At 73.5% G+C, this 26,354-nt stretch carries 20 protein-coding genes; 13 read left to right on the forward strand and 7 right to left on the reverse strand.

Annotation, left to right across the window (positions count from 1 at the left end):
- Positions 1–80 precede the first annotated feature (80 nt).
- Positions 81–2,876: a hypothetical protein gene (locus tag ABD106_RS12360; protein WP_343920776.1), complete on the forward strand. Its 2,796-nt coding sequence runs from the start codon at positions 81–83 to the stop codon at positions 2,874–2,876.
- 185 nt (positions 2,877–3,061) lie between these two features.
- Here ABD106_RS12360 and ABD106_RS12365 read toward each other — a convergent pair whose 3' ends face one another.
- The 3 genes from ABD106_RS12365 to ABD106_RS12375 are packed head-to-tail and all read right to left on the reverse strand — an operon-like array spanning position 3,062 to position 7,340.
- Positions 3,062–5,182, reverse strand: coding sequence for a glycoside hydrolase family 99-like domain-containing protein (locus tag ABD106_RS12365; RefSeq protein ID WP_343920778.1), 2,121 nt, complete (start codon positions 5,180–5,182; stop codon positions 3,062–3,064).
- Positions 5,179–6,036, reverse strand: coding sequence for an NAD-dependent epimerase/dehydratase family protein (locus tag ABD106_RS12370; protein ID WP_343920780.1), 858 nt, complete (start codon positions 6,034–6,036; stop codon positions 5,179–5,181). Before ABD106_RS12370 ends, ABD106_RS12365 begins: the two co-directional genes overlap by 4 nt.
- An 11-nt stretch (positions 6,037–6,047) precedes the next feature.
- Positions 6,048–7,340, reverse strand: a complete 1,293-nt coding sequence (locus ABD106_RS12375; protein ID WP_343920782.1) for an O-antigen ligase family protein — start codon at positions 7,338–7,340, stop codon at positions 6,048–6,050.
- Positions 7,341–7,440: 100 nt separating this feature from the next.
- Between ABD106_RS12375 and ABD106_RS12380 the strand changes: the two genes are divergently transcribed.
- Both ABD106_RS12380 and ABD106_RS12385 read left to right on the forward strand, forming a co-directional pair.
- Entirely contained in the window at positions 7,441–8,769 is a 1,329-nt protein-coding gene (locus ABD106_RS12380; protein ID WP_343920784.1) for a hypothetical protein, read from the forward strand.
- An 11-nt stretch (positions 8,770–8,780) separates the two neighbouring features.
- The gene (locus ABD106_RS12385; protein ID WP_343920786.1) at positions 8,781–9,518 is read left to right on the forward strand and encodes a polyprenol monophosphomannose synthase; all 738 of its coding nucleotides are present in this window, start codon (positions 8,781–8,783) and stop codon (positions 9,516–9,518) included.
- Here the strand turns inward: ABD106_RS12385 and ABD106_RS12390 are convergent.
- Genes ABD106_RS12390 through ABD106_RS12400 form a run of 3 tightly spaced genes read right to left on the reverse strand, consistent with a single transcriptional unit; the run spans position 9,515 to position 12,676 of the window.
- Positions 9,515–11,194 carry a rhamnan synthesis F family protein gene (locus ABD106_RS12390; protein ID WP_343920788.1) on the reverse strand — a complete coding sequence of 560 codons (1,680 nt, stop codon included), beginning with the start codon at positions 11,192–11,194 and terminating at the stop codon, positions 9,515–9,517. The two genes, ABD106_RS12385 and ABD106_RS12390, sit on opposite strands and share 4 nt — an antisense overlap.
- Positions 11,194–11,439 carry a hypothetical protein gene (locus tag ABD106_RS12395; RefSeq protein ID WP_343920790.1) on the reverse strand — a complete coding sequence of 82 codons (246 nt, stop codon included), beginning with the start codon at positions 11,437–11,439 and terminating at the stop codon, positions 11,194–11,196. Before ABD106_RS12395 ends, ABD106_RS12390 begins: the two co-directional genes overlap by 1 nt.
- A 58-nt stretch (positions 11,440–11,497) precedes the next feature.
- Positions 11,498–12,676 (reverse strand): acyl-CoA dehydrogenase family protein, encoded by a 1,179-nt coding sequence (locus tag ABD106_RS12400; protein ID WP_343920792.1) that lies wholly within the window; start codon positions 12,674–12,676, stop codon positions 11,498–11,500.
- A 114-nt stretch (positions 12,677–12,790) separates the two neighbouring features.
- On the opposite strand from ABD106_RS12400, the gene manA reads away from it, so the two are divergent.
- From manA to ABD106_RS12425, 5 genes are all read left to right on the forward strand, one after another.
- Complete coding sequence (gene manA / locus ABD106_RS12405) at positions 12,791–13,906, forward strand: mannose-6-phosphate isomerase, class I (protein ID WP_343920794.1); 1,116 nt, start codon at positions 12,791–12,793, stop codon at positions 13,904–13,906.
- A gap of 224 nt (positions 13,907–14,130) precedes the next feature.
- Positions 14,131–14,388 (forward strand): WhiB family transcriptional regulator, encoded by a 258-nt coding sequence (locus ABD106_RS12410; RefSeq protein ID WP_343921083.1) that lies wholly within the window; start codon positions 14,131–14,133, stop codon positions 14,386–14,388.
- Positions 14,389–14,449: 61 nt separating this feature from the next.
- A complete protein-coding gene (locus tag ABD106_RS12415; protein WP_343920796.1) occupies positions 14,450–15,730 on the forward strand; it encodes a glycosyltransferase family 2 protein in 1,281 nt (426 codons plus the stop codon).
- A gap of 83 nt (positions 15,731–15,813) precedes the next feature.
- Positions 15,814–18,582: a glycosyltransferase gene (locus ABD106_RS12420; protein WP_343920798.1), complete on the forward strand. Its 2,769-nt coding sequence runs from the start codon at positions 15,814–15,816 to the stop codon at positions 18,580–18,582.
- Positions 18,579–20,177: a DUF5719 family protein gene (locus ABD106_RS12425; protein ID WP_343920800.1), complete on the forward strand. Its 1,599-nt coding sequence runs from the start codon at positions 18,579–18,581 to the stop codon at positions 20,175–20,177. Before ABD106_RS12420 ends, ABD106_RS12425 begins: the two co-directional genes overlap by 4 nt.
- 56 nt (positions 20,178–20,233) lie before the next feature.
- On the opposite strand, the gene ABD106_RS12430 is transcribed toward ABD106_RS12425, so the two are convergent.
- On the reverse strand, positions 20,234–20,656 hold the full coding sequence (locus ABD106_RS12430; protein ID WP_343920802.1) for a hypothetical protein: 423 nt from the start codon (positions 20,654–20,656) through the stop codon (positions 20,234–20,236).
- A 56-nt stretch (positions 20,657–20,712) separates the two neighbouring features.
- Between ABD106_RS12430 and ABD106_RS12435 the strand changes: the two genes are divergently transcribed.
- The 5 genes from ABD106_RS12435 (at position 20,713) to ahcY (ending at position 26,354) form a co-directional block, all read left to right on the forward strand.
- Positions 20,713–20,934, forward strand: coding sequence for a DUF3499 family protein (locus ABD106_RS12435; RefSeq protein WP_343920804.1), 222 nt, complete (start codon positions 20,713–20,715; stop codon positions 20,932–20,934).
- 34 nt (positions 20,935–20,968) lie between these two features.
- The gene (locus ABD106_RS12440; protein WP_343920806.1) at positions 20,969–22,357 is read left to right on the forward strand and encodes a phosphomannomutase/phosphoglucomutase; all 1,389 of its coding nucleotides are present in this window, start codon (positions 20,969–20,971) and stop codon (positions 22,355–22,357) included.
- 67 nt (positions 22,358–22,424) lie between these two features.
- Entirely contained in the window at positions 22,425–23,423 is a 999-nt protein-coding gene (rfbB, locus tag ABD106_RS12445) for a dTDP-glucose 4,6-dehydratase (protein WP_343920808.1), read from the forward strand.
- Positions 23,424–23,448: 25 nt separating this feature from the next.
- Positions 23,449–24,882, forward strand: a complete 1,434-nt coding sequence (locus ABD106_RS12450; RefSeq protein WP_343920810.1) for a sugar nucleotide-binding protein — start codon at positions 23,449–23,451, stop codon at positions 24,880–24,882.
- Between the two features lie 26 nt (positions 24,883–24,908).
- Positions 24,909–26,354 carry an adenosylhomocysteinase gene (gene ahcY, locus ABD106_RS12455; RefSeq protein ID WP_425545748.1) on the forward strand — a complete coding sequence of 482 codons (1,446 nt, stop codon included), beginning with the start codon at positions 24,909–24,911 and terminating at the stop codon, positions 26,352–26,354.

Below are 26,354 nucleotides of genomic sequence, written 5' to 3' on the forward strand. Positions count from 1 at the left end.
GGAGCAATGCCTTGGCAGGCCGCGTCCTGCATGTACCCTGAGTGCGACTCTAACCCTCTATGAACGGTTGAAGGATGCGCTTGCGCCCCCGACTCATCGTCGCCTCGGTCGTCGCCTCGCTCGTCGGCGCGCTCCTGACGGTGGTGACCCCTGTCGGCGTCGCTGACGACGCGGCAGCCGCTACGGCCTCGAACTTCGACCCCGGCTACATCGTCTCGGACGAGCAGTTCTTCGACGGCGGAGCCATGACGGCCGCGCAGGTGCAGGCGTTCATCGATGCCAAGCACCCGGGCTGCACCGCCGGCTACACGTGCCTCGACACCTACCGCCAGGGCACGCCGAGCATGCGCGCCGACGCCTACTGCGACGCGCTCCCCGGCCTGTCGAGCGAGACCGCCGCGAGCATCATCGCGCGCGTCGGCGCGGCGTGCGACATCTCGCAGCGCTTCCTGCTCGTGCTGCTCGAGAAGGAGCAGTCGCTCGTCACGCACCGGTCACCGAACGCGACGCGCTACTCGAAGGCCACCGGGTTCGGATGCCCCGACACCGCGCCGTGCGACCCGAGCGTCGGCGGCTTCTTCTACCAGGTGTACTACGGTGCCCGGCAGTTCCAGCGCTACGCGGCGCATCCGGGCAGCTACAACCACCGTGCGGGCGTCGTGAACAACGTGCTCTACAACCCGAACTTCGCGTGCGGCTCGAGCCCCGTGCTCATCCGCAACACCGCGACCGCGGGCCTCTACAACTACACGCCGTACCAGCCCAACGCGGCCGCGCTCGCGAACCTGTACGGCACGGGCGACGCGTGCTCGGCGTACGGCAACCGCAACACCTGGCGCATGTGGACCGACTGGTTCGGCGACCCGACCGCCGTCGCCGGCGGCGCCTTCGCCCGAGACACGTCGAACGGCCGCATCTTCCTCGTGAGCGCGGGCCGCAAGTACTACGTGCCGAGCACCGCGATCCTCGCCGAGTACCGCCAGCTCGGCGCCTCCGAGGACCGCACGCCCGCCGCGCTCGCGGCCATCCCCTCCGGCCCCGACCTCGGCCGCACGGTGCGCGCCGCGAACGGCGCGGTCTACCTCGTCGACAACAGCCAGCTGTTCCACTTCCAGTCGTGCGCGCAGATGGCCGTGTGGAAGCTCGAGTGCGGCGACATGCCGTCGCTCGAGGTCGGGCACGAGGCGCGCCTGCTCAAGATGGGCACGCTCAACGACCTCGTCACGACCGAGGACGGCGCCTTCTGGCTCGTGCAGTCGGGCACCCGCAGGCAGCTCACCGACCCGCTCCGCGTCGCCCCCTTCGGCTACCGCGCGGCGCCGAGCCGCATCGACACCGCGGTGATCGCGTCGATCCCGATCGGCCACCCGGTGGTCGCGGCAGGCGACGTCGTGCGCAGCGGCAACTGGCTGCAGAACCGCGTCGTCTCGGCGGACGGCCGGGTCTACACCTCCGACCCCTCGCACATCGGCCTCGAGTTCCTCTGGTTCGCGCCGAAGTTCGAGGACCGCTCGCTCGCGCTGCTGCCGGCCACCGCCGGCGCGCTGCCGGACCGCTTCCGCGACAGCTCGGGCTCGTGGGTGCTGACGACGGGCGGCGCGATGCGCGTCGACCCGCAGCACTACGGCGGCGCCGACTACTTCACGCAGGTGCCCGACGGGCTGAGCGCCACCGTGGCGACGGCCGGTGCGCCGACCGGTCCGCACTTCGCGCGCCCCTACGGCTCCAGCACGACCTACCTGCTCTCGCACGGCTACGCCGAGGAGATGTCGGCGACGGCGATGGACTGGTACGTGCGCAACTTCGCAGTCCCGTCGAAGGTGTGGGAGGTGTCGCGGAACGCGATCGACGCGGTCCCCATGCGCTCCTCGTACGCCGACGGCACGCTCGTGCGCGGACCCTCGGGAGCCGTGTACCTCATGGACGGCGGCAACGGCATCCACGTCGCGAGCATGGACTTCGTCACGGCGCTGGGCCTGCCGACCCGCATCACCGAGGTCTCGGCCGGCATCATCAACGGGCTCGAGAGCCGCCAGGGCGTGCTCAACTCGGCCGGCATCCGCATCGGCGAGGTCTCGTACGTCGCCGTGAACGGCAGCCTCCACCCGTTCTCGTCGACCGCGGTCAAGTCGGCGTGGGGCCTGCGCGAGATCACGCTCTCGAGCCTCGGCTCGAGCCTCACGATCTCGACCCAGGCGGCGACGCCGCTCATCTACGACGCGGCCGGGCGCACGTACCTGCTCGAGGCGGGCCAGCGCCGCTACATCGACTCGGGCGCGACCTTCGCGGCCGTCGGCGGGAGCACGACGCCGAGGATCCTGCTGCCCGCGGCGCTCATGCAGCGCATCCCCGAGGGTGCGTGGGTGCGGCCCGTCTACACGCCCGGCTCGCTCGTCACGACCGAGGGCCGCGGCGAGGTCTGGATGGCCGACGGCGACCGGCTGCTGCACCTGGGCGACTTCGCCACGGCGCGATCGATGGGCCTGACGACCGACAGCACGCGCATGCCGAACCAGGCGATCGCGGCGTTCCCGACCGCGCCGAAGCTGCCCTCCTCGCTGCTGCTGTGCGGCACGACGGCCTACGCGGCCGTGGGCGGATCGCTGCGCCCGATGGCGGCCGACGTGCGGGCACTCTACCCGGCGGCCGCGTTCACGCAGCTGAGCGCCGGGCTGTGCGAGCGCCTCCGCATCTCGACGACGCCGATGACGCCGTTCATCCGTGGCGCCGACGGCCGCGTGTACTACGTCGAGGCAGGCGTGCGCCACTGGCTCGGCGGGCCGGCGCTCACGCGCCTGAACGGCTGGAACCGCATCGTCGACGTCGACCGCACGATCATCAACGCGATCCCGAACGGCGCCACCTGGTCGAACTGACCACCGCGCAGTGAGAGGGGTCGCCGGCGTCGCCGGCGGCCCCTTCGCGGGCAGCGCGTGGAGGCGCGCCTCCGCCAGACAGGGATACGGCGATGCGCTCGCATGCGCGCGAGTTTCGAGCGCATCGCCCTCTCTCTGCGGTAGCCGCGTCGCAGGCGGCGATGACGGGAGCTCGACGCCCCCGGTCAGCGCGGCGGCGCGACCTGCCGGCAGGCGAGCAGGTAGGTCTGCCCGAACTGCTCGGTGGGCTCGAGCACGGCCGACTCGGCCCACTCGTTCCACGCGTTGACGAAGACGATGCGGCGCTCGAGCGGCCGATCCGCCTGCGCCTCGAGCGCGGCGGCAAGCCAACGCCGGAACGTCCACGGGTTCGCGCCCGTGAACGCCATCGGCGTCCACTGCTTGCGCGCGGTGTTGTCGAACGTCACCATCACGCCGGGGTGGTGGTGCTCGTCGAGGTCGGCCAGCTGCGCGATCGCGGCGTCCGCCGTGCCGCGGTACCCCATGAGGTTGCCGGCGAATCGCTCGTCCACCTCGGCGGCGCGATCCGACGCGATCCACGGCAGGTTGTGCGGCGCGAAGGTGAGCGTGCCGTCGGCGAGGTCGACGAGCTCGGGGCGGGGGAGGCCGCCCATCTGCTCGCCGATGTCGACGGCGAGCACGTGCAGCTCGCCCGCGCCCTCCGCGCGCGCCCGCTCGCGCCAGTGCGCGATCGTGGCTGCGGCATCCGGGACCGTGCCGATCTTGTAGACGGCGACGATCGCGGCGCCGTCGACGCGCATCCAGCGCGGGTCGCGCAGCATCGGCAGGATGTCCTCGATGAACTCGGTCGCCGGCACGCGGTCGTAGTCCTGGCCGACCAGCACGTCGGCGTCGAGCCCGTCCCAGCGCCTCGTCCAGTTCTCGTTCGCCCACATGACGCAGAACGGCTGGTCGACATCGCCGTCGGCGAGCCGCTGGAGCGGCAGCCCCAGCACGCGTCGCCCGGCGAACCAGTAGTGGTAGTACATGAAGCCCGCGATGCCGTGCGCGGCCGCGAGGTCGCGCTGGCGCTGCCGCACCTCGTCGAGCGCGAGGTCGTAGAAGCCCAGCTCGCCCGGCATGAGCGGCACGAGGTGGCCGGGGTAGAGCGGCTTCGCCTTCGCGACGTTCGCCCACTCCGTGAAGCCGGCGCCCCACCACCGGTCGTTCTCGGCGGTGCGGTGGAACTGCGGCAGGTAGAAGGCGACCACTCGGCCGTCGACGGATGCGCGATCGCCGCGACCGTCGAGGTCGTGCAGCTCGAGCACGTCCATGCCGGCCTCGACCGCGCCGATGCCGATGATGCGCTCGACGGCGTGCGCGGCCGTGCCGTCGATCTGGCCGGCCTCCTCCTCGAAGTCGGCGCGATCGATGCGCAGCGCGCGGAGCGACTGGAGCAGGAACCCGCGGATCCAGTACATCGAGCCGGCCGCGAAGCGCAGGTCGTCGGGCTCGAGCGGCATCGACAGGCGCTCGAGGAAGCCGCGCACGAGGTCGAGGTTCGAGCCCCAGTGCTCCGGGCCGGCGACGCTGCCGTCGGCGGTCACGATCCCGATCGACCGGTCGCGCCGGAACGCCTCGACGATCGCGGACGTGCGCTCGGGCGAGCCGAGCAGCGAGCCGACGAGCGCCGCGCGCCACTCCTCGCCGGATCCCGAGAGCTCGCCGTGAGACTCGCGCCACTCGCTGCGCTTCGTGTGCACCTTGAGCACGACGTCGTAGGCATCGAGGATGCCGGCGTTCACGACCTGCACGAGCGGCCAGATGTCGCGGCCGTGGTTCTCGACGGTGAGCACCTCGGCGTGCGCGGCGCCGGCGGCGGCGAGCCGCGCGGCCGTGATGGTCTCGCCGGAGGAGTTCGTGACGTAGAGGTCGAAGGGCTCGCCGATGGTCGGCAGCGCCGCGAGGAGCTCGTCGAGCAGCTCGGCGTAGTGGCAGTGCAGCACGACCGCGATCGGGGCGGGCGCAGCAGGGCCTGTGCGCTCGCGCCAGTGCGTCGGGAAGCCCACGAAGCGTGCGCCCTCGAGCCGGCGCTGCCACGCGGGGAACGACGACGGCCGGCTGCGGTCGGTGGCGCGCTTCGCGCGCGGTCCGCTCGCCGCCGCCTTCGCCCGGCGCACGGCGCGCGCGCCCATCGAGCCGATCCGGCTCGCTCGCGACGCCCACACCTTGGGGTCCCACGCGTCGGGCCGCTCGGCGCGGGCCTCCGCCTGCTCGAGCTGCGCCCGCAGGCTGTCGATCTGCTGCTGCAGCTCGATCCGGTCGCGGTCGCCGGCTTCGGTCATGCCTGCTTCGCCATCAGGGCGCGGATCTCCGTGGCGTCGCCGTAGACGACCTTCGAGTCGTACGGGCGGTCGGGGAAGGCGCCGTACTCGAGCTGGATGTCGAGCCCGTGGTCGGCGATGAAGCGCTCGACCTGCGTGCCGAGCGAGACCGGCTCGCCGGAGCAGACGTTGACGACCCCGGCGAGCTCGTCCTGCATCGCGACCGCGGCGATCTGGCGGCCCAGCTCATCGACGTGGATGAAGTCGAACTCGTTCTTGCCGGAGGTGAAGGGGAAGGTGCGCTTGCCCTGCTCGGCCGCCTCGAGCAGCTTCGTGAAGATCGACTGGTTGTTCCGGTCGTCGCCGTAGATGTAGTACGCCCGCAGCCACTGGATCGTCGCGTCGCCGAGGTCGGCGAACACGGCGCGACGCAGCGCGTCCTTCGCGATGCCGTAGAGCGAGGCTGGAGCGGTCGGCGTCTCGGCCGTGATCGCGCCCTCGTGGCGGCCGATCTCGTGCATCGTGCCGAGGATCGCGAGGCGCGTGATCCCGGCGTGCGCGAAGTGCCGCAGCACGCGGAAGTGGTCGGAGAGCCGCAGCATGTGCACGGGGGAGTTGTGGGCGAAGCCCGCCTCCCACGCGAGGTGCACGACGGCATCCGGTCGGTCCTCGATGAGCGCGTCGAGGTCGGTGCTCGGGTCGAGCAGGTCGGCCTCGACGACGGTCGCCCGCTCGTCGATGCGGTACGCGCGGAAGTGGCGGACCACGGCGGTCACGCGAGCGCCCCGGTCGAGCAGCGCCGCGACGACATGCCGCCCGACGTAGCCGCCCGCGCCGGTGACGAGGATGTGCTGCGCAGTCTGGGTGTTCTCCATCACCGTCGATGCTACTCGTCGTGCTGCAGGGGGAGCGGGAGGGCCATCGTGCGCAGCCTCCCCACCTCGACGCGCGCCCGTTCCTGGCGCACCGCGAACACGAGCAGCAGCACCATGCCGAGCTCGATGAGGGGGCGCGACTCGGCGAGCCCCTGCACGGCCTCGGCGACGAGGATCATGAGCGGCACGGCCGCGATCGGGCCGGCGCCGGCAGGTGCCTCGGCGAGCTCGCGACCTGCGCCGCGCATCGTCGAACCGAGGAGCCACGCCCACGCGAGCACGCCGAGGATGCCCGCCTGCATGAGCACGTCGATCCAGACGCTGTGCGCCTGCAGGTAGAGGATGCCGTCCTGCAGCCCGAGCCGGTCGTACGGCTCGACCCACGGCATCCAGTAGCTGAGCCAGCCGCGGCCGAGCAGCGGTGAGCCGCGCCACCAGTCGAGCGCCGCGGCCCAGATCTGGAAGCGGTCCTCCATCGACGCCTCGCGGCCGAGTGCCTCGACGACGCGGTCCCAGTTGCTGATCGCCCACGCGGTGAGCACGGCCATGAGCCCCGCCGCGACCACGACGGCGGGCCGGAAGGCTCCCCGCGGGCGGCGGCGCCAGGTGTAGACGAGCCAGAACGAGAGCAGCACGACGACCGCGGCCACGAGCACCGTCATGGAGCGCGTGAGGGCGAGCACGATCACGGGCAGCGCCGTCCACACCCACCAGAGCCTGCGATCGAGGCCCGCGCGGTGCCGGCCGATCGCGATGATGAGGGCGAGCAGCGCGAGCATGGCGGTCAGGTTGGGGTTGCCCGTGATGCCCTGGATGCGGTGGCCCCAGAAGATGCCGCCGGTCGACCACGGGATCATCGGCAGGCCGCTGCCCTGCACGAGCCAGATCGGGTAGACGGGCCCCTGCACGAAGAGCGCGACGCCGACCTCGAAGGCGAGCGACGCGATGAGCAGGCCCTGGAGGCAGCGATGGAGCACCTCGAGCAGCGCGTCGAGGGGCAGCGTGGCGAGCACGACGGCGACGAGCACGTGGACGAGCAGCAGCGCGATCCCCAGGAGCGTCGCGAGCGGATACGGGGTCACGATGAGCGTCGCGACGGCGACGCCGATGAAGGTGAGCAGCGGCGCCGGCAGCCACCGCCAGGTCGCGCCGCTCTGGCGCAGGGCGATGAGCGCCCACAGCAGCGTCGCCGCGCTCAGCGCCGCCCACAGCTGCCAGCCGATGAGGTTCCGGACGAGGTCGCCGCACGCGAGCTGCAGGACGATGAAGGTCGCGAGCAGCCGATGGGGGGCGCGCACGAGCATGACGGCGATTCTCGCACGCGGCGGTCGAGCGACCGCCGTGTCGTAGTCTCGCCGGGGAGCCGAAGCGCTCCGATCGGAGCGGGACCGGATGGAGCAGGCGTTGGATCGTGAGTCGGGCACCGCACGCAGGCCGTGGCTCGCGTGGGCCGCCGCCGCCGCCGTCTTCGCCGCCGCGCTCGCCTTCCAGGTCGCGCGCATCCCCGCGCTCGAGCACGACGTCGTCTGGGCCGAGGACGGGGCGATCTTCCTGCGCGGCGCGCTCGAGGACCCGGCCGGGTCGATCCTCGCGCCCTACGCCGGCTACCAGCACCTGCTGCCGCGGCTGCTCGCGGGCGCGATCGTCGCGCTCGCTCCGCTCGCCGGCTACGCGGCCGTCGTCTTCTGGTCGAGCGCGATCATCGCGGCGCTCGTCTGCGCGGCGACGATCCCGCTCGCGCGCTGGGCCGTGCCGTGGCTGCCCGCTCGGATCGCGCTCGGCCTCGTGCCGGTCGTGGTGCCGCTCGTCGCGCCCGAGATCATCGGCAACCTCGCCGACCTCCACACCTTCATGCTCTGGCTCGGCGTGTGGATCGCGCTCTCGATGCCGGCGACGCGCGTCGAGTCGTGGGTCGTCGCGGTCGCGGCGTTCGTCGCGGCGATGACCGAGGTGCAGCTGCTGCTCATGCTCCCGGTGCTGCTGCTGCGCATCCACGTGCGCCGACCGCTGCTGTGGCCGGTGATCGGCGGCTTCCTGCTCGGGCTCGCCGGGCAGGCGCTGTCCTGGCTGCTCGCCCCGCGCGCCGGCTACGACGGGGTGCCGATCGGCATCCCCGACGTCGTCGTGGGCTGGCTCGCCAACGTCGTGATGCCGACGCTGCGCCCGACCGAGCAGGGCATCCGCGAGGCGTTCGCGAGCCAGGGCCCGCTCGCGGCCGCCCCGATCCTCGCGGGCTTCGCGGTCGCGGCGCTCGTCGTCATCGTGCTCGGCTCGTGGCGAGCGCGCATCGCCGGCGCGGTCGTGCTGCTCGCCTCGGCCTCGTCGTTCGGCGGCTCGCTGCTCGCGTCGCCCATCGAGCAGTTCCAGTACGCCTCGATGCAGGGCGACGACTGGCTGACCGCGATCGTCGACCTCCGCTACGGCGGCGCGGCCGGCATGCTGCTCGCGGCGATCGTGCCGATCGCGGCGTCGGTCATCGCGGAGCGCCTCGCGGGCCGGTGGCGCGCGATCGGCCGCCCCGTGCTCGCGCTCGGCCTCGCCGCGTTCATCGGCGCGATGGCGTGGCAGTCCCCCGACACCGGCTCCCACCGCATCGGCGTCGAGCCCTGGAGCGAGCAGGTGGAGCGCCAGGCCGCGCGCTGCGGGAGCGGCCAGGGGCCGGAGCTCCTGCTCATCGCCCCGTACAATCGTGAGCTGGCGCTCGACTGCCGCACGATCGTCGATGAGCCATGAAGGGACCATCCATGATCAAGGCGCTCGCGCTCATCCCCACCTACGACGAGATCGAGTCGCTCCCGGTGCTGGTCGACCGGCTGCTCGCCGCGGTGCCGGAGCTCGACGTGCTCATCCTCGACGATGCGAGCCCCGACGGCACGGGCGCGCTCGCCGATCGCATGGCCGCCGTCGACCCGCGCATCACCGTGCGGCACCGCCCCGGCAAGCTCGGTCTCGGCGCGGCGTACCTCGACGGCTTCTCGATCGCGATGGAGCGCGGCTACACGCACGTGATCGAGATCGACGCCGACGGCTCGCACCCGCCGGAGCGGCTGCGCGCGATGCTCGACCGCGCCGCCGCCGGCGACGAGCTCGTGATCGGCTCGCGATGGATGCCCGGCGGCAGCGTCGTCGACTGGCCCAAGCGCCGCGAGGCGCTCAGCCGCGGCGCGAACCTCTACGCCCGGCTCATGCTCGGCGTGCCCGCCCACGACATGACGGCGGGCTACCGCGTCTACAGCGTCGCGCTGCTGCGGCGGCTCGACCTCGACTCGCTCGAGAGCCGCGGCTACTGCTTCCAGATCGACATGACGGTGCGCTCGCACGATGCCGGTGCGGCGATCAGCGAGGTGCCCATCCAGTTCCGCGACCGCGAGGCGGGCGAGTCGAAGATGTCGGGCTCGATCATCGGCGAGGCGCTGACGAAGGTCACAGGCTGGGGCATCGGCCGCCGCGCCGCCCAGCTGCGGGCGCTCCTGCCGCGCTAGCGGAGCCGGCCGAGCAGCTGCGTGTAGGACTCGCCGCTGCCGCGCCCGACGGCGCCAGCGAGCCCGCGCAGCTGGTGCTGCATCACCGAGAGCCGCTGCTCGGCGAGCCGAGGCGAGATCGACACGCGCGGTCGCATCCCCTCGTCCTGCACGGCGAGCGCGATGAGCCGCGCCCACTCGTCGACCGACAGCCGGGGAAGGTCGACGGCGGCGTCGCGCACGCGAGCGCCGAGGGATGTGGCGATGCGGCCGCGCAGGATCGCCGAGCCCGCTTGCGGCACGACCGGCGCGTTCGAGCGCGCTCGGATCGCGAGGCGGTTCGCCGCGTGCTCGAGGCGGGCGGTCGAGCCCTCGGCCTCGTGGCCGAGCTCGCCGAACCAGCCGCGCTGCAGCGCGGGCGCGGTCACGAGCGCGCCGACCCATGCGTCGTCGAAGGCGGCGGCGGCATCGGCGAAGCGGTCGGGGAGGCCGAGCGACTCGAGCGCGTCGGCGCGGCGGTCGTCGCGGTCGAGCCCCGGCAGCTCTGCGGGGATGCCGTCGGCGAGCGCGAGGATCGCGAGCTCCTCCTCGGCGTCGGCGAGGGCCTCGAGCGGGTGCGCGCGCACGCCCGCGAGCTCGACGCCGTCGGGGACGTCGCCGCGCGCCTGGATCGCGGCGAGGGTGCCGGGCGCGCCGGCGAGCACGATGCGGTCGGCGGCGCGCACGGCGGCGACGCGCTCCGGCCAGCCCTCGGAGGCCTCGACGAGCGCGACCGTCGAGGGCTTGGGTGCCAGCGCGGGCGCGAGGATCCGCCACTCGTGCATCGTCTCGAAGACGTCCCGCTGATCCGTCGAGCGCGCCAGGTGCCGGTCGAGCACGCCCATGTCGTAGCGGCCCGATGCGGCGAGGAACCGGTACAGCTCGCGCGCGTTGCCGGTCGCGTGCTCGTCGATGACCGAGTCGATGCCCGCGAACAGCGTCTTCCGCTTGAACACGGGGCAGCCGCGGTCGCGGATGAGCTCGACGGGCATCGAGTTGAGCGGGTAGAAGGTGGTCTGCCGCAGGTCGGCGGTGTCGACGAACGGCTCCCAGCGGAACCCGAACGACGAGAAGTGGTGCGTGAAGCGCGCCTCGTGCTTGGCGACCGCGTGCGCGTAGTCGGGGATGGGCGGCAGCTCGTCCCAGTAGCGGCGGAACGGCTCCGACTGCAGCATCGACGCGCGCACGGCGATCCAGTGCGACTGCAGGTGCTCGGGCAGCGTCGGCGTCTCGAGCAGCCCCCACGGGTCGAACGGGGCGCCGTGGTGCACGGTGAGCCCCCAGAAGTCGAGGTCGCGCGCATCCATGTCGGCGAACATCGCGTCGACGCTCGCGACCGGTCCGAGGATCGTGAAGTTGTAGAGCACGAGCTCGTCGATCTCGGCCATGGCGTCCCAGCCGATGTGCTCGATCGCCGTCTTGTACGCCCACGAGTCGAAGCCGCGGTTGTCGCGCTGCAGCAGCTCGGTGCCGGGCCGGCGCGCGAACTCGGCGCGGCTCGCGTCGTCGAGCGCGCCGTTGACGACGACGATCGTGCGCTCGAAGTGCGGCTGCACGCCGTCGAGCAGCACGCGCACCGTCTCGTCGGCGACCCCGTCGCCGTCGTAGAAGAAGAAGACGACGACGCGGCGCACCGCGTCGGGGTTCGCGAGCCGCACTAGCGGTTCCGCAGCCGGGGCAGCAGCGACCCGACCGTGCGACGGGCGACGCGCTTCGCGCGCACCGCCATCGCGCGCGGGTGCGGCAGCCGGTCGCGGCTCGCCGCGAGCTGCGCCTCGAGCTCCATCACGCGGTGCTGCGCGGAGCGCAGCTGCGCGACCTCGGCGGCGCGCTCGCGCTCGAGCCGCGACAGCTCGCTCCGCAGTCGCTCGATCTCGGGCCCAGCGGGCGCGTTCGCATCCATGCCGGTCAGCCTAATCGCCGACCGCGCGGGCCGACCGCGCGGGCCGGCCGCGCGCGGCTCACGCGAAGGCGGACTGCCCCGTGATCGCCCGGCCGACGATGAGCGCGTTCATCTGCGCCGTGCCCTCGTACGTGTAGAGCGCCTCGGCGTCGGCGAAGAAGCGCGCCACCTCGTAGTCGGTGACGATGCCGTTGCCACCGCACACCTCGCGGCACCAGCCGACGACCTCGCGCATCCGGCTCGTCACGTACGCCTTGGCGAGCGCGGAGTGCGCGTCCTCCTGGCGCTCCTCGTCGAGCATGCGCGACACCTGCACGCACAGCGCGATCGACGCGGTGATGTGACCGAGCGACTTCGCGAGCATGTCCTGCACGAGCTGGTGGCCGGCGATGGGCTTGCCGAACTGCACCCGCTCGGTCGTGTAGCGGACGGCCGCCTCGTACGCGCCCATCATCACGCCCACGGCGCTCCATGCGACCTCGGCGCGCGTGAGGCGCAGCACCTGCGCGGTGTCGCGGAAGCTGTTCGCCCCCTGCAGCCGCATCGACTCGGGCACCCGCACGCCCTCGAGCACGATGTCGGCGTTCTGGACCATCCGGAGCGAGATCTTGCGCTCGATCTTCGTCGCCGAGAAGCCGGGCGTCTCGGTGGGCACGATGAAGCCCTTCACGCGGCCGTCCTCGACGTCCTTCGCCCAGATGACGACGATGTCGGCGTGCGTCGCGTTGCCGATCCAGCGCTTCTCGCCGTCGAGCACCCACTCGTCGCCCTCGCGCCGCGCGGTGGTGCGGAGGCCCTGCGCGGAGTCGGAGCCGGAGAGCGGCTCGGTGAGCCCGAACGCGCCGACGACCGAGCAGTCGGCGAGGCGAGGCAGCCACTCGGCGCGCTGCTCGGCGCTGCCGGTCACGCCGATCGTGCCCGCCACGAGACCGTTCTGCACCCCGATGAACGTCGAGACGGATGCGTCGACCCGGCTCATCTCGAGCGCGACCCAGCCGCGGTAGACGGCCGAGTTCTCGAACGGCGCCGTCTCGGGCCACGCGGCGCCGACGATCCCGAGGGCGCCGAGCTCGGGGATGAGCTCGGTCGGGAAGGCGTCGCGGTGCCAGTGGTCGAGGATGACGGGGCGGACGCGCTCCTCCATGAAGGCACGGATCTCGGCGAGCGACGCGAGCTCTGCGTCGGTCAGGTCGGCGGCGAACCCGTAGAAGTCGCTCGCGAGCGGGGTGAACGTCATGGCTCCTCTTCCTTCCGGCCGACCTGGCCGTCGCGGCAAGGCTATGACCGACCGGGGGATGCAGCCGTGGCCGTTGGTACGCTCGAGCCAAACTGCCGGAAGGAGACCGCGGCCGTGTTTGTGCCGATCGCCAACGAGCCGAGGGACTACGCCTGGGGCAGCTCGACCCTGCTCGCGTCGTACCTCGGTCGCGAGGCGAGCGGCGGGCCCGAGGCGGAGCTGTGGCTCGGCGCGCACGCGGGCTCGCCCGCGGTCGTGACCGGCGGCCCGCACGAGGGCGCCGCGCTCGGTGCCGCGATCGAGGCCGAGGGAGGGCGGCAGCCGGGGATGCTGCTCAAGGTGCTCGCGGCGGCCGAGCCGCTCTCGCTCCAGGCGCACCCCGACGCGGCCCGCGCGAGGGAGGGCTTCGAGCGCGAGGACGCGGCCGGCATCGCGCGCGACGCACCGCACCGCAACTACCGCGACCCGCATCCGAAGCCCGAGATCATCGTGGCCGTCACGCCCTTCGAGGCGCTGAGCGGCTTCCGGTCGACGGCCGAGGCGACGGCCGTCGCGGCTGCGCTCACCGAGGCGGACGAGCGCGCCCGTGCCCTGCTCGAGCACGTCGCCGCGGGCGACGCGCTGCCGTGGCTGCTCTCGGGTGCGCCGGCGGTCGCGCCGCTCGTCGACGCGGTCGTGGCGGCCGCACCGCTGCTCGCCCGCTCGCATCCCGTCGAGGCCGACACGATCGCGAGGCTCGCCGCCACGCACCCCGGCGACCCCGGCATCCTCGTGGCGCTGCTGCTCAACCGGGTGTCGCTCGCGCCCGGCGAGGCGCTCTTCCTGCCCGCCGGCAACCTGCACGCCTACCTCTCGGGGCTCGGCATGGAGCTCATGGGGCCGAGCGACAACGTGCTGCGCGGCGGGCTCACGCCGAAGCACGTCGACGTCGCCGAGCTGCTCGCGGTCGTCGACCCGACGCCGCTCGACGATCCGCGGCTGCCCGCCGAGCAGCTCGACGGCGCGACCGCCTACCGGCCGGCTGCGCCGTTCGAGCTGCGACGGGTCTCGGGCGCGCACGAGGTCGCGGGCGGTCGGGGGCTGCTGCTCGTCGTCTCCGGGGGCACCGCGACGGTCGACGGCGAGGAGCACCGGTTGCGACGCGCGGACGCCGCCTGGATCGACACCGCGACGCCGTTCCGCGTCGAGGCGGCTGAGGCCTGGCTCGCGCTCGAGCTCGACACGCCGTGACGGCGTGGTGCCGGGGCGACGGGCCGCGACACTCCTAGAATCTCCGACTTGACGCGAGGCGAACTACACCGGTGTAATTGGTGCAGCGCAGGCCCGGCCGGGGTCCTGCAGGAGCCGGGGGAATCGCCATGCGAGAAGGAGTGCAGCGCAGCACTGCAGCGCAGGCCATCGACGAGAGCGGCCTGCGTCGCGGAGTGCCGGGAGACTGGTTCGTCGACCCGGTCATGCTCGGCGTCCCTGGAGTGCGCAGCGACGTCGACGACGCACCCCTCGCCTGGCAGGCCGACGCGCTGTGCGCGCAGACCGACCCCGAGGCGTTCTTCCCCGAGAAGGGCGGCTCGACCCGCGACGCCAAGCGCATCTGCGAGTCGTGCGACGTGCGGCAGCAGTGCCTCGACTACGCGCTCGAGAACGACGAGCGCTTCGGCATCTGGGGCGGTCTCTCCGAGCGCGAGCGGCGCAAGCTGCGCAAGCTCGCCTGAGTCCGAGAAACCCTGCTCGAGTCGTCGCTGAGCGCGGCTCATCCACCATTAGGCTCAGCCCATGACCGTCGTGATGACCATGATGGTGCGCGACGAGGCGGACATCATCGCCGCCACGATCGAGCACCACCTCGCCCAGGGGATCGACCGCATCCTCGTGACCGACAACGCATCCGTCGACGGCACGAGGGAGATCCTCGAGGCGTACGCCGCCGTCGCGCCGATCACGATCTTCGACGACCCGGAGCACCGCAAGCAGCAGGCGCAGGTCGTCACGCGGATGGCTCGGCTCGCGTTCGAGGAGCACGGCGCGGACTGGGTCGTCAACGGCGACGCCGACGAGTTCGTGCGCGCCGTCGATCCCTCGCTCACCGTCGCGGAGGCGCTCGCGCGCACCCCGCAGGAGGTCGGTGCGTTCACGGTGCCGGTCGTCAACCTCGTCGGCCCCATGGCGCGCCGGGGCTCGGGCCTGCGTCGCCTCGTGCGCCGCGACGAGCGCACCCTCGAGGCGCTCCGCGCCGCGGGCGTGCACGCGCACCCGACCCCGAATGCGATCCACGTCGGCAGCGCCGACGTCGAGGTCGCGCACGGCAACCACTTCGTCTCGATCGAGCAGCAGGGCGAGCCGCCCGCCGACGCGGCGCTCGAGGTGCTGCACCTGCCGTGGCGCTCGTCGTCGCAGTTCGAGCGCAAGACCGAGAACATGGGTCGCGCGTACGAGCAGAACCCCGACCTGCGGCCGAGCGCGAACCACCACGGGATGCGCGACTGGCGGCGCATGCGGGCCGGCGTGCTCATGCCGTTCCTGGCCCGGCGGATGCCGACCGCCGACGAGCTCGACGTGCCCGGCTACCGCGACGACGCGTCGCTGCTCGAGAGCCTCGAGCGGCTCGAGCCGCTGCTGCCCGAGCACTTCGCCGCGGCGCTCGACGACCGCTCGGACGAGCCGTTCACGACGGCCGAGATCGAGGAACTGCGCGCGCTCGCCGAGCTGCTCGCGCCGCTCGACCAGGTCGCGCAGGACGACATCGTCGCGCTCCGCGAGGAGCTCGACGCGCGCAACACCGAGCTGTACCGGCTGCGACTCGAGCGCGAGACGCTCGACGCCATCCCCGGCGTCGCGGCGCGGATCGCTGCGGAGCGCGAGGAGGCCTGGCTCGCCGGCCTCGAGGCCGCGCTGCCGGCCCGCCGCGCGCTCGAGGGCCAGCTCGCCGACGCGCGCGAGCAGACGGCACGCGCGACCGCCGCTCGCGATCAGGCGGCATCCCAGTTGCAGCGACTCCGGTCGCACCCCGCGCTGCGGGCCGCGGGAGCCCTGCAGCGCGTCGTGCGCCGCACCTGAGTGGAGCGGCCAGCGCGGACGGATAGGGCGGCACACCGCCGGCAACCCCCGGCCTGCGCGACGATCGCACCTAGCCTTGCCGGGTGCATCCGAGGGTCTTCGCCGTGCTCGCGGCCAGCGATGGCGCCGCGTACCTGCCGGCGACCCTCGCGGCGCTCGCGGCGCAGTCGACGGCGCCCGAGCGGCTCGTCGCCGTCGATGGAACATCCCGTGACGACTCGCGGGCCCTGCTCGAGGCCTCGCACGCGTCGAGCGTCGTCGTCGCTCCGCGGCTCGCGTACGGCGCGCTGATCGCGAAGGGCGTGGCGGCGCTGCCAGCCGCCGAGCCCGGCGACTGGCTCTGGCTGCTCGCGCACGACGCCGCGCCCCACCCGCGAGCGCTCGAGGCGCTGCTCGCGCACGTCGAGTCGCACCCGAGCGTCGCCGTCGTCGGCGCGAAGGTCATGCGCGCGGACGAGCCCGACCGCTTCGCCGAGTTCGGGCAGTCGATGACGCCGTTCGGCCGCAGCCTGCTGCTGCACGAGGGCGAGCTCGACCAGGGCCAGCACGACGACGACTCCGACCGGCTGGGCGTGGCCGAGACGGGCATGCTCGTGCGCCGCGACGTCTTCGAGGCGCTCGGCGGCTTCGATCCCGTGCTGCGATCGATCGACGCGGGCCTCGACCTCGGCGTGCGCGCCCGCCTCGCGGGGCACCGCGTGGCCGTCGAGCCGCGAGCGCGCGTGCGGCGCGCGGGCGGCCCCGAGCACTTCTCGGCGCGCGCCGTGAGCGACGCCGGTCGCGTCGCCGTCGCCAGGCGGGCGCAGCTCCACCGGAGGCTCGCCTACGCCAACCCGCTCGCGCTCGTCGTGCACTGGCTGCTGCTGCTGCCGAACGGCGTGCTGCGCTCGATCGCGCACCTGCTCGCCAAGCGGCCGGCTGCCGTGCTCGCCGAGTGGCGCGCGACGCTGCTCGCACTCGTCGACCTCCCCGCCGTCTTCCGCGCGCGCCGCCGCATCGCCCGCTCGCGCGCGGCCGGGTGGTCGACGCTGCGGCCGCTGCGCGCGTCGTGGCGCACCGTCCGCTCCCACCGCCGCGCCGTGGGCGACCCCGAGCGCATGCATCACGCCGCCGACGAGCGGGTCGGCTTCGTCGAGGGAGCAGGGCTCTGGGTCGCGGCCGCGGCGCTCATCGTCGGCGTCGTGCTTCACCCGCAGCTGCTCGGCGCGGCCGCGGCGACCGGTGGCGCGCTGCTGCCGCTCTCCGACTCGCTCGGCGACCTGTGGGCGAACGCGCTCGCCGGCCCGCGCGACGCGCTCGGCCAGGTCGTCGGGCCGGCCGACCCGTTCACGATCCTGCTCGCGCTGCTCGGCACGCTCACGCCGTGGCAGCCCTCGACGGCGATCGTGCTCGTGCTCTTCCTCGCGCCGACCATCGCCGCGATCACGGCGTTCTTCTCCGTGCGGCGGATGACCGACTCGCGCTGGGTGCCCGCGGTCGCGGCGGCCGTGTGGTCGCTGTCGCCGACGCTCCTCGTCGCCGTCGTCGACGGCCGGCTCGGCGCCGTGCTCGCGCACCTCGCGCTGCCGCTCGCGACCGCCGGCGTGCTGCTCGCGCACCGGTCGTGGCGCGCGGCCGGCGCCGCCGCCATCCCGCTCGCCATCGTCGTCGCCGCGGCGCCCGTGCTGCTGCCCGCGATGCTGCTGCTCGTCGTGCTCGGCATCGGCGTCGGCTGGCGCGCGCCGCTCCGCCCGCTCGCGGCGCTGCTCCCGGCGCTCGCCCTGCTCGCGCCAGTCGTCGTCGCGCGGTGGATGGCCGGAACGCCGCTCGCCGCGCTCGCCGATCCCGGGCTGCCTCGCGCATCCGCACCGCCGACCCCGGTGGAGGCTGCGCTCCTCTCGCCCGACAGCGCGCTCGCCGGGCTCGAGGGCGCCGTCGCGCTCGCGGGGCTCGACGCCACCTGGTTCGCGCTCGCCCTGCTCGCCCCGCTCGCGCTCGCGGCGCTCGCGGGCATCGTGCTGCGACCGGCGCGCGCGTGGCCGTGGGTCGTGCTGCTCCTCGCGGGCTACGCCACCGCCATCACCGCGTCGCGGCTCGCGCTCACGAGCATCGACGGCGAGCCCGTGACGGTCTGGGCGGGCTCCGGCGCGTCGCTCGCGCTCGCGGCGCTCATCGCGCTCGCGGTCACCGCGGCAGACGCGGACGACCGCCGCGCGAGCGTGCCGGGTGGCCTCGTGGCGCTCGTCGCCGTCGTCGCGGCCGTGCCCGTCGTCGTCGCGACGTTCCTCGCGCCCGACGTCGTGGGCCCCGCGCCCGACCGACGGATGCCGGCCTTCGTCGACGCGGCGACCGCCGACGACCCGAGGGTGGGCACGCTCGTGCTGCATCCGCTCGCCGAGGGCACGCTCGCGGTCGACCTCGAGCGCGGGCACGGCACGACGCTCGACGACCTCGCGACGGCGGAGCTCGTCCGCACCGCCGCCGACCCGCTCGACACCGAGCTCGCGCAAGCGACGGTCGACCTCGCCTCGGGCGCCGACGTCGACGTCGACGCGCTGCTCGACGCGCAGGGCGTGCGGTTCGTGCTGCTCGAGCAGGAGCGCGAGGGAGCAGCGGGGCTCCACGACCGCGCGCAGCGATCGCTCGACGCGCGCGGCGACCTGCAGACGATCGGCCAGACCGAGGCAGGACTGCTGTGGCAGCGGCTCGAGGCCGTGCCGGCGGCGCCGATCGAGCGGCCGACGTGGGCCGGCTGGCTGCTGCTCGGCCAGCTCGTGGCGCTCGGCGCCGCCGTCGTCACCGCGCTGCCGTCGCTGCGGCGCGGCGCGCGGGTGCGCACGAAGCGGCTCGAGGGAGCGGGGGAGTGGCAGTGACCGATCGGGACGAGGGCGCACCGCTCGACGATTCGCAGGAGTTCGACGACCCGTCGCCGATCGGCGAGCCGGAGCCCCCGCGAGTGCACGAGCCGACCGCCGAGGAGCTCGCCGTCGAGGCGGAGGCCGCCGAGGCAGCGGTCGAGGGCGACATCGCGAGCGACGTCGCGCTCACCGACCGCGAGGCCGCCGCGAACGACGCGGCCGAGACCGGGCGCCGCCGAGGCCGCCGCGACCTCGCGCGCTGGAGCGCTCGAGGCGCGGCCGGGGTCGCCGCGCTCGCGCTCGGCGTCGGCGCGGTGCTGGGCGCGAACGCCCTGCCCGACGACCTCCGCGTCGCCTCGACCGCGCCCTCGACGCTCGTGCAGCCCGCCTCGCCGCTGCAGTCGCGCGTGTGCGCGGGGCCGGCGCTGCGCGTCGGCACCGCCGACGGAGAGGACGCGCTCGCGATCGCCCCGCTCGCCGACGCCGAGGTGGCGATCGGCAGCCGCGGCGGCGAGGTGACCGAGGCGCAGCTCGTCGTGCCGAGCGTCGAGGGTCTGAGCGGCGGCGACGCGATCGCGCAGCGCGGCGAGGCGTCGACGCTGTCGGCCGCGCAGTCGCTCGACGTCGACGTCCCGGCGGTCGCCGGGTTCGCGGCGAGCGAGTGCGCCGAGACCCGGCTCGACCAGTGGCTCGTCGGTGGATCGACCCGCACGGGCCGGCAGACGGTCCTCACGATCGCCAACGCCTCCGAGGTCGGCGCGAGCGTCGACGTCACGGTGTACGGCCCGGACGGGCCCGTCGAGTCGGTCGGATCGACCGGCCTCGCCATCGCGCCGGGCACCGAGACCGTGCTCGACCTCGCCGCGATCGCGCCCGGGGTCGCCGACGCCGTCGTGCACGTCGCCGCGAGCGGCGCACCCGTCGCGGCGCACCTGCAGCAGACCACGACGCGAGGCCTCGAGCGCGGTGGCTTCGACGTCATCGACCCCGTCGTGATCGGCACCTCGGCCGTGCTGCCGGGCGTGCGCATCGACGAGCCGTCGGGCCTCGAGACGCAGACCGGCTTCCACGACACCGTGCCGGTGCTGCGCGTGCTCTCGCCCACCGGCGGCGCGCTGCGGCTCGCGTTCCAGTCGGGCGACGGCACGGTGCTCAAGTCGCAGGGCGAGCTCGAGGCCGGCATCGTCACCGACTTCCCGCTCGACGAGCTGCCCGCCGGCACGCTCGCGATCCGCGTCGAGGCGGATGCGCCGGTCGTGGCCGGCGCGCGGACGGTCGCCACCTCGAGCGAGGGCCTCGACTTCGACTGGGTCGCCGGCGGTCAGGCGCGCTCCGGCCTGTCGGCGATCGCGGTGCCGCCCGGGCCTGAGGCGACGCTCCACATCGTGAGCCTGTCCGACGCGGAGCAGCAGATCACCGTCGACGGCGAACCGCTGACGATCGGCGCGGACGGCGTGCTCGAGCAGCGGGTCGAGCCCGGCTCCGTCGAGGTCGAGGTCGAGGGCGAGCAGCTCGTGATCGGCGTCGGCTATCGCAGCGAGAGCGAGGTGGGCGGCTTCACGGCGAGCCCGCAGGGGCCGGCCGCCGAGGGCGTGCTCGTCCTGCACTGACCTCCTCGACCAGCTGCTGGCCGCTGGCGCGGCCGTGAGGCTCGACCAGCCGCTGGCTAGTGGTGCCGCCAGCGGTCGGGGGCGACCTCCCACGGGTCGCGCCCGAGCAGCTCCGCGGCCGCGCGGAAGACGGCGCCCTCGATGGCGACCTGCCGGTGCCACGGGTCGTCGACGTGCACGCGCGGGAGGCGCTGCAGCGGCAGCCGGTAGATCGTGATCGTGCGCTGCGCCGTGTCGACCGCCCACTCGGGCACCTCGTCGACGCGATCGGCGATCGACCGCGGCGGCATGTCGGCCCACTGGAACAGCACGTCGCCGAGCTCGGCCGGCCACAGCGCCATCACGTAGTCGGCCGCATCCGCCGCGATGTCCTCGAAGCGCGTCTCGCGCGAGGAGAGGAACGGCAGCACGGGACCCGCGACCGACGAGCGCATCTCGCGGCCGTGGCGGGAGCCGCGGGAGTGCGTGCGCGCATGCATGGCGCCATCCTACGTGTCGCCCGGCGGCCCGGCCGGGCGCCGCTACCCTGGGGCGGATGGATGTCGCGATGTGCTCCCGGCCCGGCTGCCGCCGGTACGCCGACCGCACCGTCACCGTCGACTACGCAGCGCAGCTGCTCGTCGTCGGGCCGCTGCAGCCCGCCAGCCGGCGGGGTGCGATCGAGGGCAGCTACGACCTGTGCGACCCGCACGCCGACCGCGCGTCGGGCCCGAGCGGCTGGCAGGTCGTGCGCCACGAGCCCGACCGCGCACGCTGACCCTGCCCGAGACCCGAGAGACCGAAGAGGAACCATGGCGCTGACCGACATCGTGAAGGCCTACGACGTGCGAGGCCTCGTCGACGGTCAGCTGACCGAGGAGGTCGTGCGCGCGCTGGGTGCCGCCTTCGCCGACGAGGTGGGCACCGCCGCCCCGATCGTGATCGGCCACGACATGCGCCCCTCGTCGCCCGTCCTCGCCGCGGCTGCCGCCGACGGCGCGCGCACCCGCGGCGCCGACGTGCTGCTCATCGGGCTCTGCTCGACCGACGGCACCTACTTCGCGTCCGGCGCGCTCGACGCGCCCGCGATGATGTTCACCGCATCCCACAACCCCGCCGCCTACAACGGCATCAAGTTCTCGCGCGCGGGCGCCCGCGGCGTGAGCCTCGACACGGGGCTCGCCACCATCCGCGACGGCGCGCAGCGCTACCTCGACGCCGGCATCCCCGAGGCGCCGCGCCGCGGCGACATCGCCGAGCGCGACGTGCTCGCCGACTACGCCGCCCACGTGCGCTCGCTCGTCGACCTGTCGCGCATCCGGCCGCTCAAGGTCGTGGTGGACGCGGCCAACGGCATGGGCGGGCTGACCGTGCCCGCGGTGCTCGGCGACGCCGCGGGCCTCGGCGCGCTGCCGCTCGAGATCGTGCCGCTCTACTTCGAGCTCGACGGCACCTTCCCCAACCACGAGGCGAACCCGCTCGACCCCAAGAACCTCGTCGACCTGCAGGCCGCCGTCGTCGAGCACGGCGCCGACCTCGGGCTCGCCTTCGACGGCGACGCCGACCGCTGCTTCGTGATCGACGAGCGCGGGGGCGCGGTGTCGCCGTCGGCGGTCGCGGCGATCGTCGCCGAGCGCGAGATCGCGCGCGTGCGCGCCGAGGGCGAGACCGACATCGTCGTGCTGCACAACCTCATCACGAGCCGCGTCGTGCCCGAGGTCATCGCCGCCGCCGGTGCCACACCCGTGCGCACCCGGGTCGGGCACTCGCTCATCAAGGACAAGATGGCCGAGACCGGGGCCGTGTTCGGGGGCGAGCACTCCGCGCACTACTACTTCCGCGACTTCTGGGGCGCCGACAACGGCATGCTCGCCGCGATGCACGTGCTCGCGACGCTCGGCGCCGACGCCGAGCCGATGTCCGAGCTCGCCGCCCGCTACTCGCCGTACGCCGCGTCCGGCGAGATCAACTCGACCGTCGCCGACGTGCCGGCCGCGTACACGCGCATCGTCGAGGCCTTCGCCGGGCGGGGCGAGTTCGACGAGCTCGACGGACTCACCGTGACGGCGCCCGACGGCGCATGGTGGTTCTCGGTGCGCCCGTCGAACACCGAGCCGCTGCTGCGCCTCAACGCCGAGGCGGAGCAGCAGGCGACGCTCGACGCGATCCGCGACGAGGTGCTCGCCCTCATCCGGGCCTGACGACCCGGGCCGGACGATGCGGGCCCGGCGACCTGGGCACGACGATCGTGGCCAGTACGCTGGACCCATGAGCAAGCTCCTGGTCACCGGCGGCGCCGGATTCATCGGCTCGAACTTCGTCCACTACGTCGTCGCGAACACCGACCACGACGTGGTGGTGCTCGACAAGCTCACGTACGCGGGCGACCGGGCGACGCTCGAGGGCCTGCCCGAGGACCGCGTGCGGCTCGTCGTGGGCGACATCGCCGATGCGGAGACCGTCGACCCGCTCGTCGCCGAGACCGACGCGGTCGTGCACTACGCCGCCGAGTCGCACAACGACAACTCGCTGCACGACCCGGCCCCGTTCATCCACACGAACCTGATCGGCACGTTCACGCTGCTCGAGGCGGCCCGCCGGCACGGCACGCGCTTCCACCACATCTCGACCGACGAGGTCTACGGCGACCTCGAGCTCGACGACCCCGCGAAGTTCACGCCCGAGACGCCGTACAACCCGTCGAGCCCGTACTCGTCGACGAAGGCCGGCTCCGACCTGCTCGTGCGCGCGTGGGTGCGCTCGTTCGGGCTCGAGGCGACCATCTCGAACTGCTCGAACAACTACGGGCCGCGCCAGCACGTCGAGAAGTTCATCCCGCGCCAGATCACGAACGTCATCGACGGCGTCCGCCCGCGCCTCTACGGCGCCGGCGAGAACGTGCGCGACTGGATCCACGCCGACGACCACTCGAGCGCGGTGCTCCGCATCCTCGAGCGCGGCCGCACGGGCGAGACCTACCTGATCGGCGCCGACGGCGAGAAGAACAACCTCGAGGTCGTGCAGGCGATCCTGCGCCTCATGGGCCAGGAGCCCGACGCGTTCGACCACGTGAAGGACCGTGCCGGCCACGACCTCCGCTACGCGATCGACGCCTCGAAGCTGCGCGACGAGCTCGAGTGGGAGCCGGCGTTCACCGACTTCGAGGCCGGGCTCGCCGACACGATCGAGTGGTACCGCGCGAACGAGGCGTGGTGGCGGAAGCAGAAGGCCGACGCCGAGGCGAAGTACGCCCAGGCCGGGCACTGAGGGCCCGGGCGTGACGACGGAGCCCATGCAGCCGCAGCCTATGCAGACCGGCAAGCAGCTCGCCGTGCGCGAGACGCCGATCCCCGGCTTCAAGGTCATCGACCTGCCGGTGCACGGCGACAACCGCGGCTGGTTCAAGGAGAACTGGCAGCGCGAGAAGCAGCTCGCGCTCGGCCTGCCCGACTTCGGGCCGGTGCAGAACAACATCTCGTTCAACGCCGCGCCCGGCGTGACGCGGGGCATCCACGCCGAGCCGTGGGACAAGTACATCTCGGTCGCCTCGGGTCGCGTCTTCGGCGCGTGGGTCGACCTGCGCGAGGGGCCGTCGTTCGGCGCGACCTTCAGCATCGAGATCGACCCGTCGATCGCCGTGTTCGTGCCGCGCGGCGTCGGCAACGCGTTCCAGGCGCTCGAGGCAGACACCGCCTACTCCTACCTCGTGAACGACCACTGGTCCGCCGAGGCGCAGGTCGAGTACACGTTCCTCAACCTCGCCGACCCGACCGCGGCGATCGCGTGGCCGATCCCGCTCGAGCAGGCCGAGCTGAGCGACAAGGACCGCGCGCACCCGATGCTCGCCGACGTCACGCCCATGCCGCCACGGCGCACGCTCGTGATCGGCGCGACCGGCCAGCTCGGTCGCGCGCTCCGATCGCTCTGGGCCGACCGCCACGACGTCGACTACGCCGGCCGCGACCGGGTCGACCTCGCGGCACCCGAGTCGCTCGACGGCATCCGCTGGTCGGCCTACGAGACGATCGTCAACGCCGCCGGCTACACCGACGTCGACGGCGCCGAGACCGCGCAGGGGCGGCGCGACGCGTGGGCCGTGAACGCGAGCGGCCCGGCGAGGCTCGCCGAGATCGCGGCCCAGCACCGCCTGACGCTCGTGCACGTCTCGAGCGACTACGTGTTCGACGACTGCGAGGGGGAGCGCGACGAGCAGGATGCGCTCGGCCCGCTGGGCGTGTACGCCCAGACGAAGGCGGCGGGCGACCTCGCCGTCACCGCGGCACCGAAGCACTACATCGTGCGCACCTCATGGGTGGTCGGCGAGGGGCGCAACTTCGTCTCGACGATGGCGTCGCTCGCGCGGCGCGGCACCGCTCCGCAGGTCGTCGACGACCAGATCGGCAGGCTCACCTTCGCGAGCGAGCTCGCGCGCGCGATCGACCACCTGCTCGTGAGCGGCGCGCCCCACGGCCTCTACAACGTCTCCAACAGTGGCGAGCCGGTGAGCTGGGCGACGATCGCGCGGCGCGTGTTCGAGCTCGCGGGCAGCGACGGCTCGAAGGTGTCGCCCGTCTCGACCGACGAGTACTTCTCGACGAAGACCGGCATCGCACCCCGGCCGCGGCACAGCGCCATGCGGCTCGCGAAGCTCGAGTCGACGGGCTTCGCGCCGCGCGACCAGTTCGCGATGCTCGAGGAGTACGTGCGGGCGCTGCCGACCGCCTGAGCGCCGCGTCCGACGGGAGTGGGAGGATGGTCGGCATGACCGACACCGCCTCCCGCACCCTCGAGCACCACGTGCGCGACCTCGCCCTCGCCGAGGCCGGCCGCCACCAGATCCGCCTCGCCGAGCACGAGATGCCCGGGCTCATGGAGCTTCGCCGCCGCTACGCCGACGAGCAGCCGCTCGCGGGGCAGCGCATCGCCGGCAGCCTGCACATGACCGTGCAGACGGCCGTGCTCATCGAGACGCTCGTCGCGCTCGGCGCCGACGTGCGCTGGGCGAGCTGCAACATCTTCTCGACGCAGGACGAGGCGGCGGCGGCGATCGTCGTCGGCGCCGGCACCCCCGACGCGCCCGCCGGCGTGCCGGTGTTCGCCTGGAAGGGCGAGACGCTCGAGGAGTACTGGGCGTGCACGACCCGCATCTTCGACTTCCCGGAGGGGCCGACGCTCATCCTCGACGACGGCGGCGACGCGACCATGCTCGTCCACCGCGGCCGCGATGCCGAGCTCGCCGGTGCCGCGCCCGTCACGCCCGAGGGCGCGCCCGACGAGCTGCGCGTCATCGACGCGCTCATCGCGCGCACCCTCGAGGAGGCCCCGCAGCGCTGGACGCGCATCGCCGAGCAGCTGCGCGGCGTCACGGAGGAGACCACGACCGGCGTGCACCGGCTCGAGCAGCTGTTCGCGGCCGGCGGCCTGCTCTTCCCCGCGATCAACGTGAACGACTCGGTGACGAAGTCGAAGTTCGACAACCGCTACGGCATCCGCCACTCGCTGCCCGACGGCCTCAACCGCGCGACCGACGTGCTGATCGGCGGCAAGACCGCCTTCGTGGTCGGCTACGGCGACGTCGGCAAGGGCGCCGCCGAGGCGCTCCGGGGCCAGGGCGCCCGCGTGGTCGTGAGCGAGGTCGACCCGATCTGCGCGCTGCAGGCGGCGATGGACGGCTTCCAGGTCGCGCGCGTCGAGGACGCGCTCGGCGAGGCCGACATCTGGGTCACCACGACCGGCAACGAGCACGTCATCACGCTCGAGCACCTCCAGGGCATGAAGCACCTCGCGATCGTCGCGAACGTCGGCCACTTCGACAACGAGATCGACATCGCCGCGCTCGAGCGCTCGGGCGCCGAGCGCATCGAGATCAAGCCGCAGGTGCACGAGTGGCGCATGCCGTCGGGCCGCGCGATCCTCGTGCTCTCCGAGGGTCGGCTCATGAACCTCGGCAACGCGACGGGCCACCCCTCGTTCGTGATGTCGAACTCGTTCTCGAACCAGGTGCTCGCACAGATCGAGCTCGCGACGAAGGACTACGAGCTCGGCGTCTTCCGGCTGCCGAAGGTGCTCGACGAGGAGGTCGCGCGCCTCCACCTCGACGCGCTCGGCGCCCGCCTCACGACGCTGAGCCCCGAGCAGGCCGCCTACATCGGCGTGCCGGTCGAGGGCCCCTTCAAGCCCGAGCACTACCGCTACTGA

Source organism: Agrococcus citreus, assembly GCF_039527715.1.
Lineage (GTDB): Bacteria > Actinomycetota > Actinomycetes > Actinomycetales > Microbacteriaceae > Agrococcus > Agrococcus citreus.

What these genes read in the sequence shown, in the direction of transcription:
- ABD106_RS12410 (WP_343921083.1), top strand. Translation starts at nt 14,131, where the DNA reads ATGCTCGGCGTCCCTGGAGTGCGCAGCGACGTCGACGACGCACCCCTC.
- ABD106_RS12400 (WP_343920792.1), bottom strand. Translation starts at nt 12,676, where the DNA reads ATGACGTTCACCCCGCTCGCGAGCGACTTCTACGGGTTCGCCGCCGAC.
- ABD106_RS12440 (WP_343920806.1), top strand. Translation starts at nt 20,969, where the DNA reads ATGGCGCTGACCGACATCGTGAAGGCCTACGACGTGCGAGGCCTCGTC.
- ABD106_RS12415 (WP_343920796.1), top strand. Translation starts at nt 14,450, where the DNA reads ATGACCGTCGTGATGACCATGATGGTGCGCGACGAGGCGGACATCATC.
- ABD106_RS12430 (WP_343920802.1), bottom strand. Translation starts at nt 20,656, where the DNA reads ATGCATGCGCGCACGCACTCCCGCGGCTCCCGCCACGGCCGCGAGATG.
- ABD106_RS12395 (WP_343920790.1), bottom strand. Translation starts at nt 11,439, where the DNA reads ATGGATGCGAACGCGCCCGCTGGGCCCGAGATCGAGCGACTGCGGAGC.
- rfbB (WP_343920808.1), top strand. Translation starts at nt 22,425, where the DNA reads ATGAGCAAGCTCCTGGTCACCGGCGGCGCCGGATTCATCGGCTCGAAC.
- ABD106_RS12435 (WP_343920804.1), top strand. Translation starts at nt 20,713, where the DNA reads ATGGATGTCGCGATGTGCTCCCGGCCCGGCTGCCGCCGGTACGCCGAC.
- ABD106_RS12375 (WP_343920782.1), bottom strand. Translation starts at nt 7,340, where the DNA reads ATGCTCGTGCGCGCCCCCCATCGGCTGCTCGCGACCTTCATCGTCCTG.
- ABD106_RS12450 (WP_343920810.1), top strand. Translation starts at nt 23,449, where the DNA reads ATGCAGCCGCAGCCTATGCAGACCGGCAAGCAGCTCGCCGTGCGCGAG.
- ABD106_RS12365 (WP_343920778.1), bottom strand. Translation starts at nt 5,182, where the DNA reads ATGACCGAAGCCGGCGACCGCGACCGGATCGAGCTGCAGCAGCAGATC.
- ABD106_RS12385 (WP_343920786.1), top strand. Translation starts at nt 8,781, where the DNA reads ATGATCAAGGCGCTCGCGCTCATCCCCACCTACGACGAGATCGAGTCG.
- ahcY (WP_425545748.1), top strand. Translation starts at nt 24,909, where the DNA reads ATGGTCGGCATGACCGACACCGCCTCCCGCACCCTCGAGCACCACGTG.
- ABD106_RS12370 (WP_343920780.1), bottom strand. Translation starts at nt 6,036, where the DNA reads ATGGAGAACACCCAGACTGCGCAGCACATCCTCGTCACCGGCGCGGGC.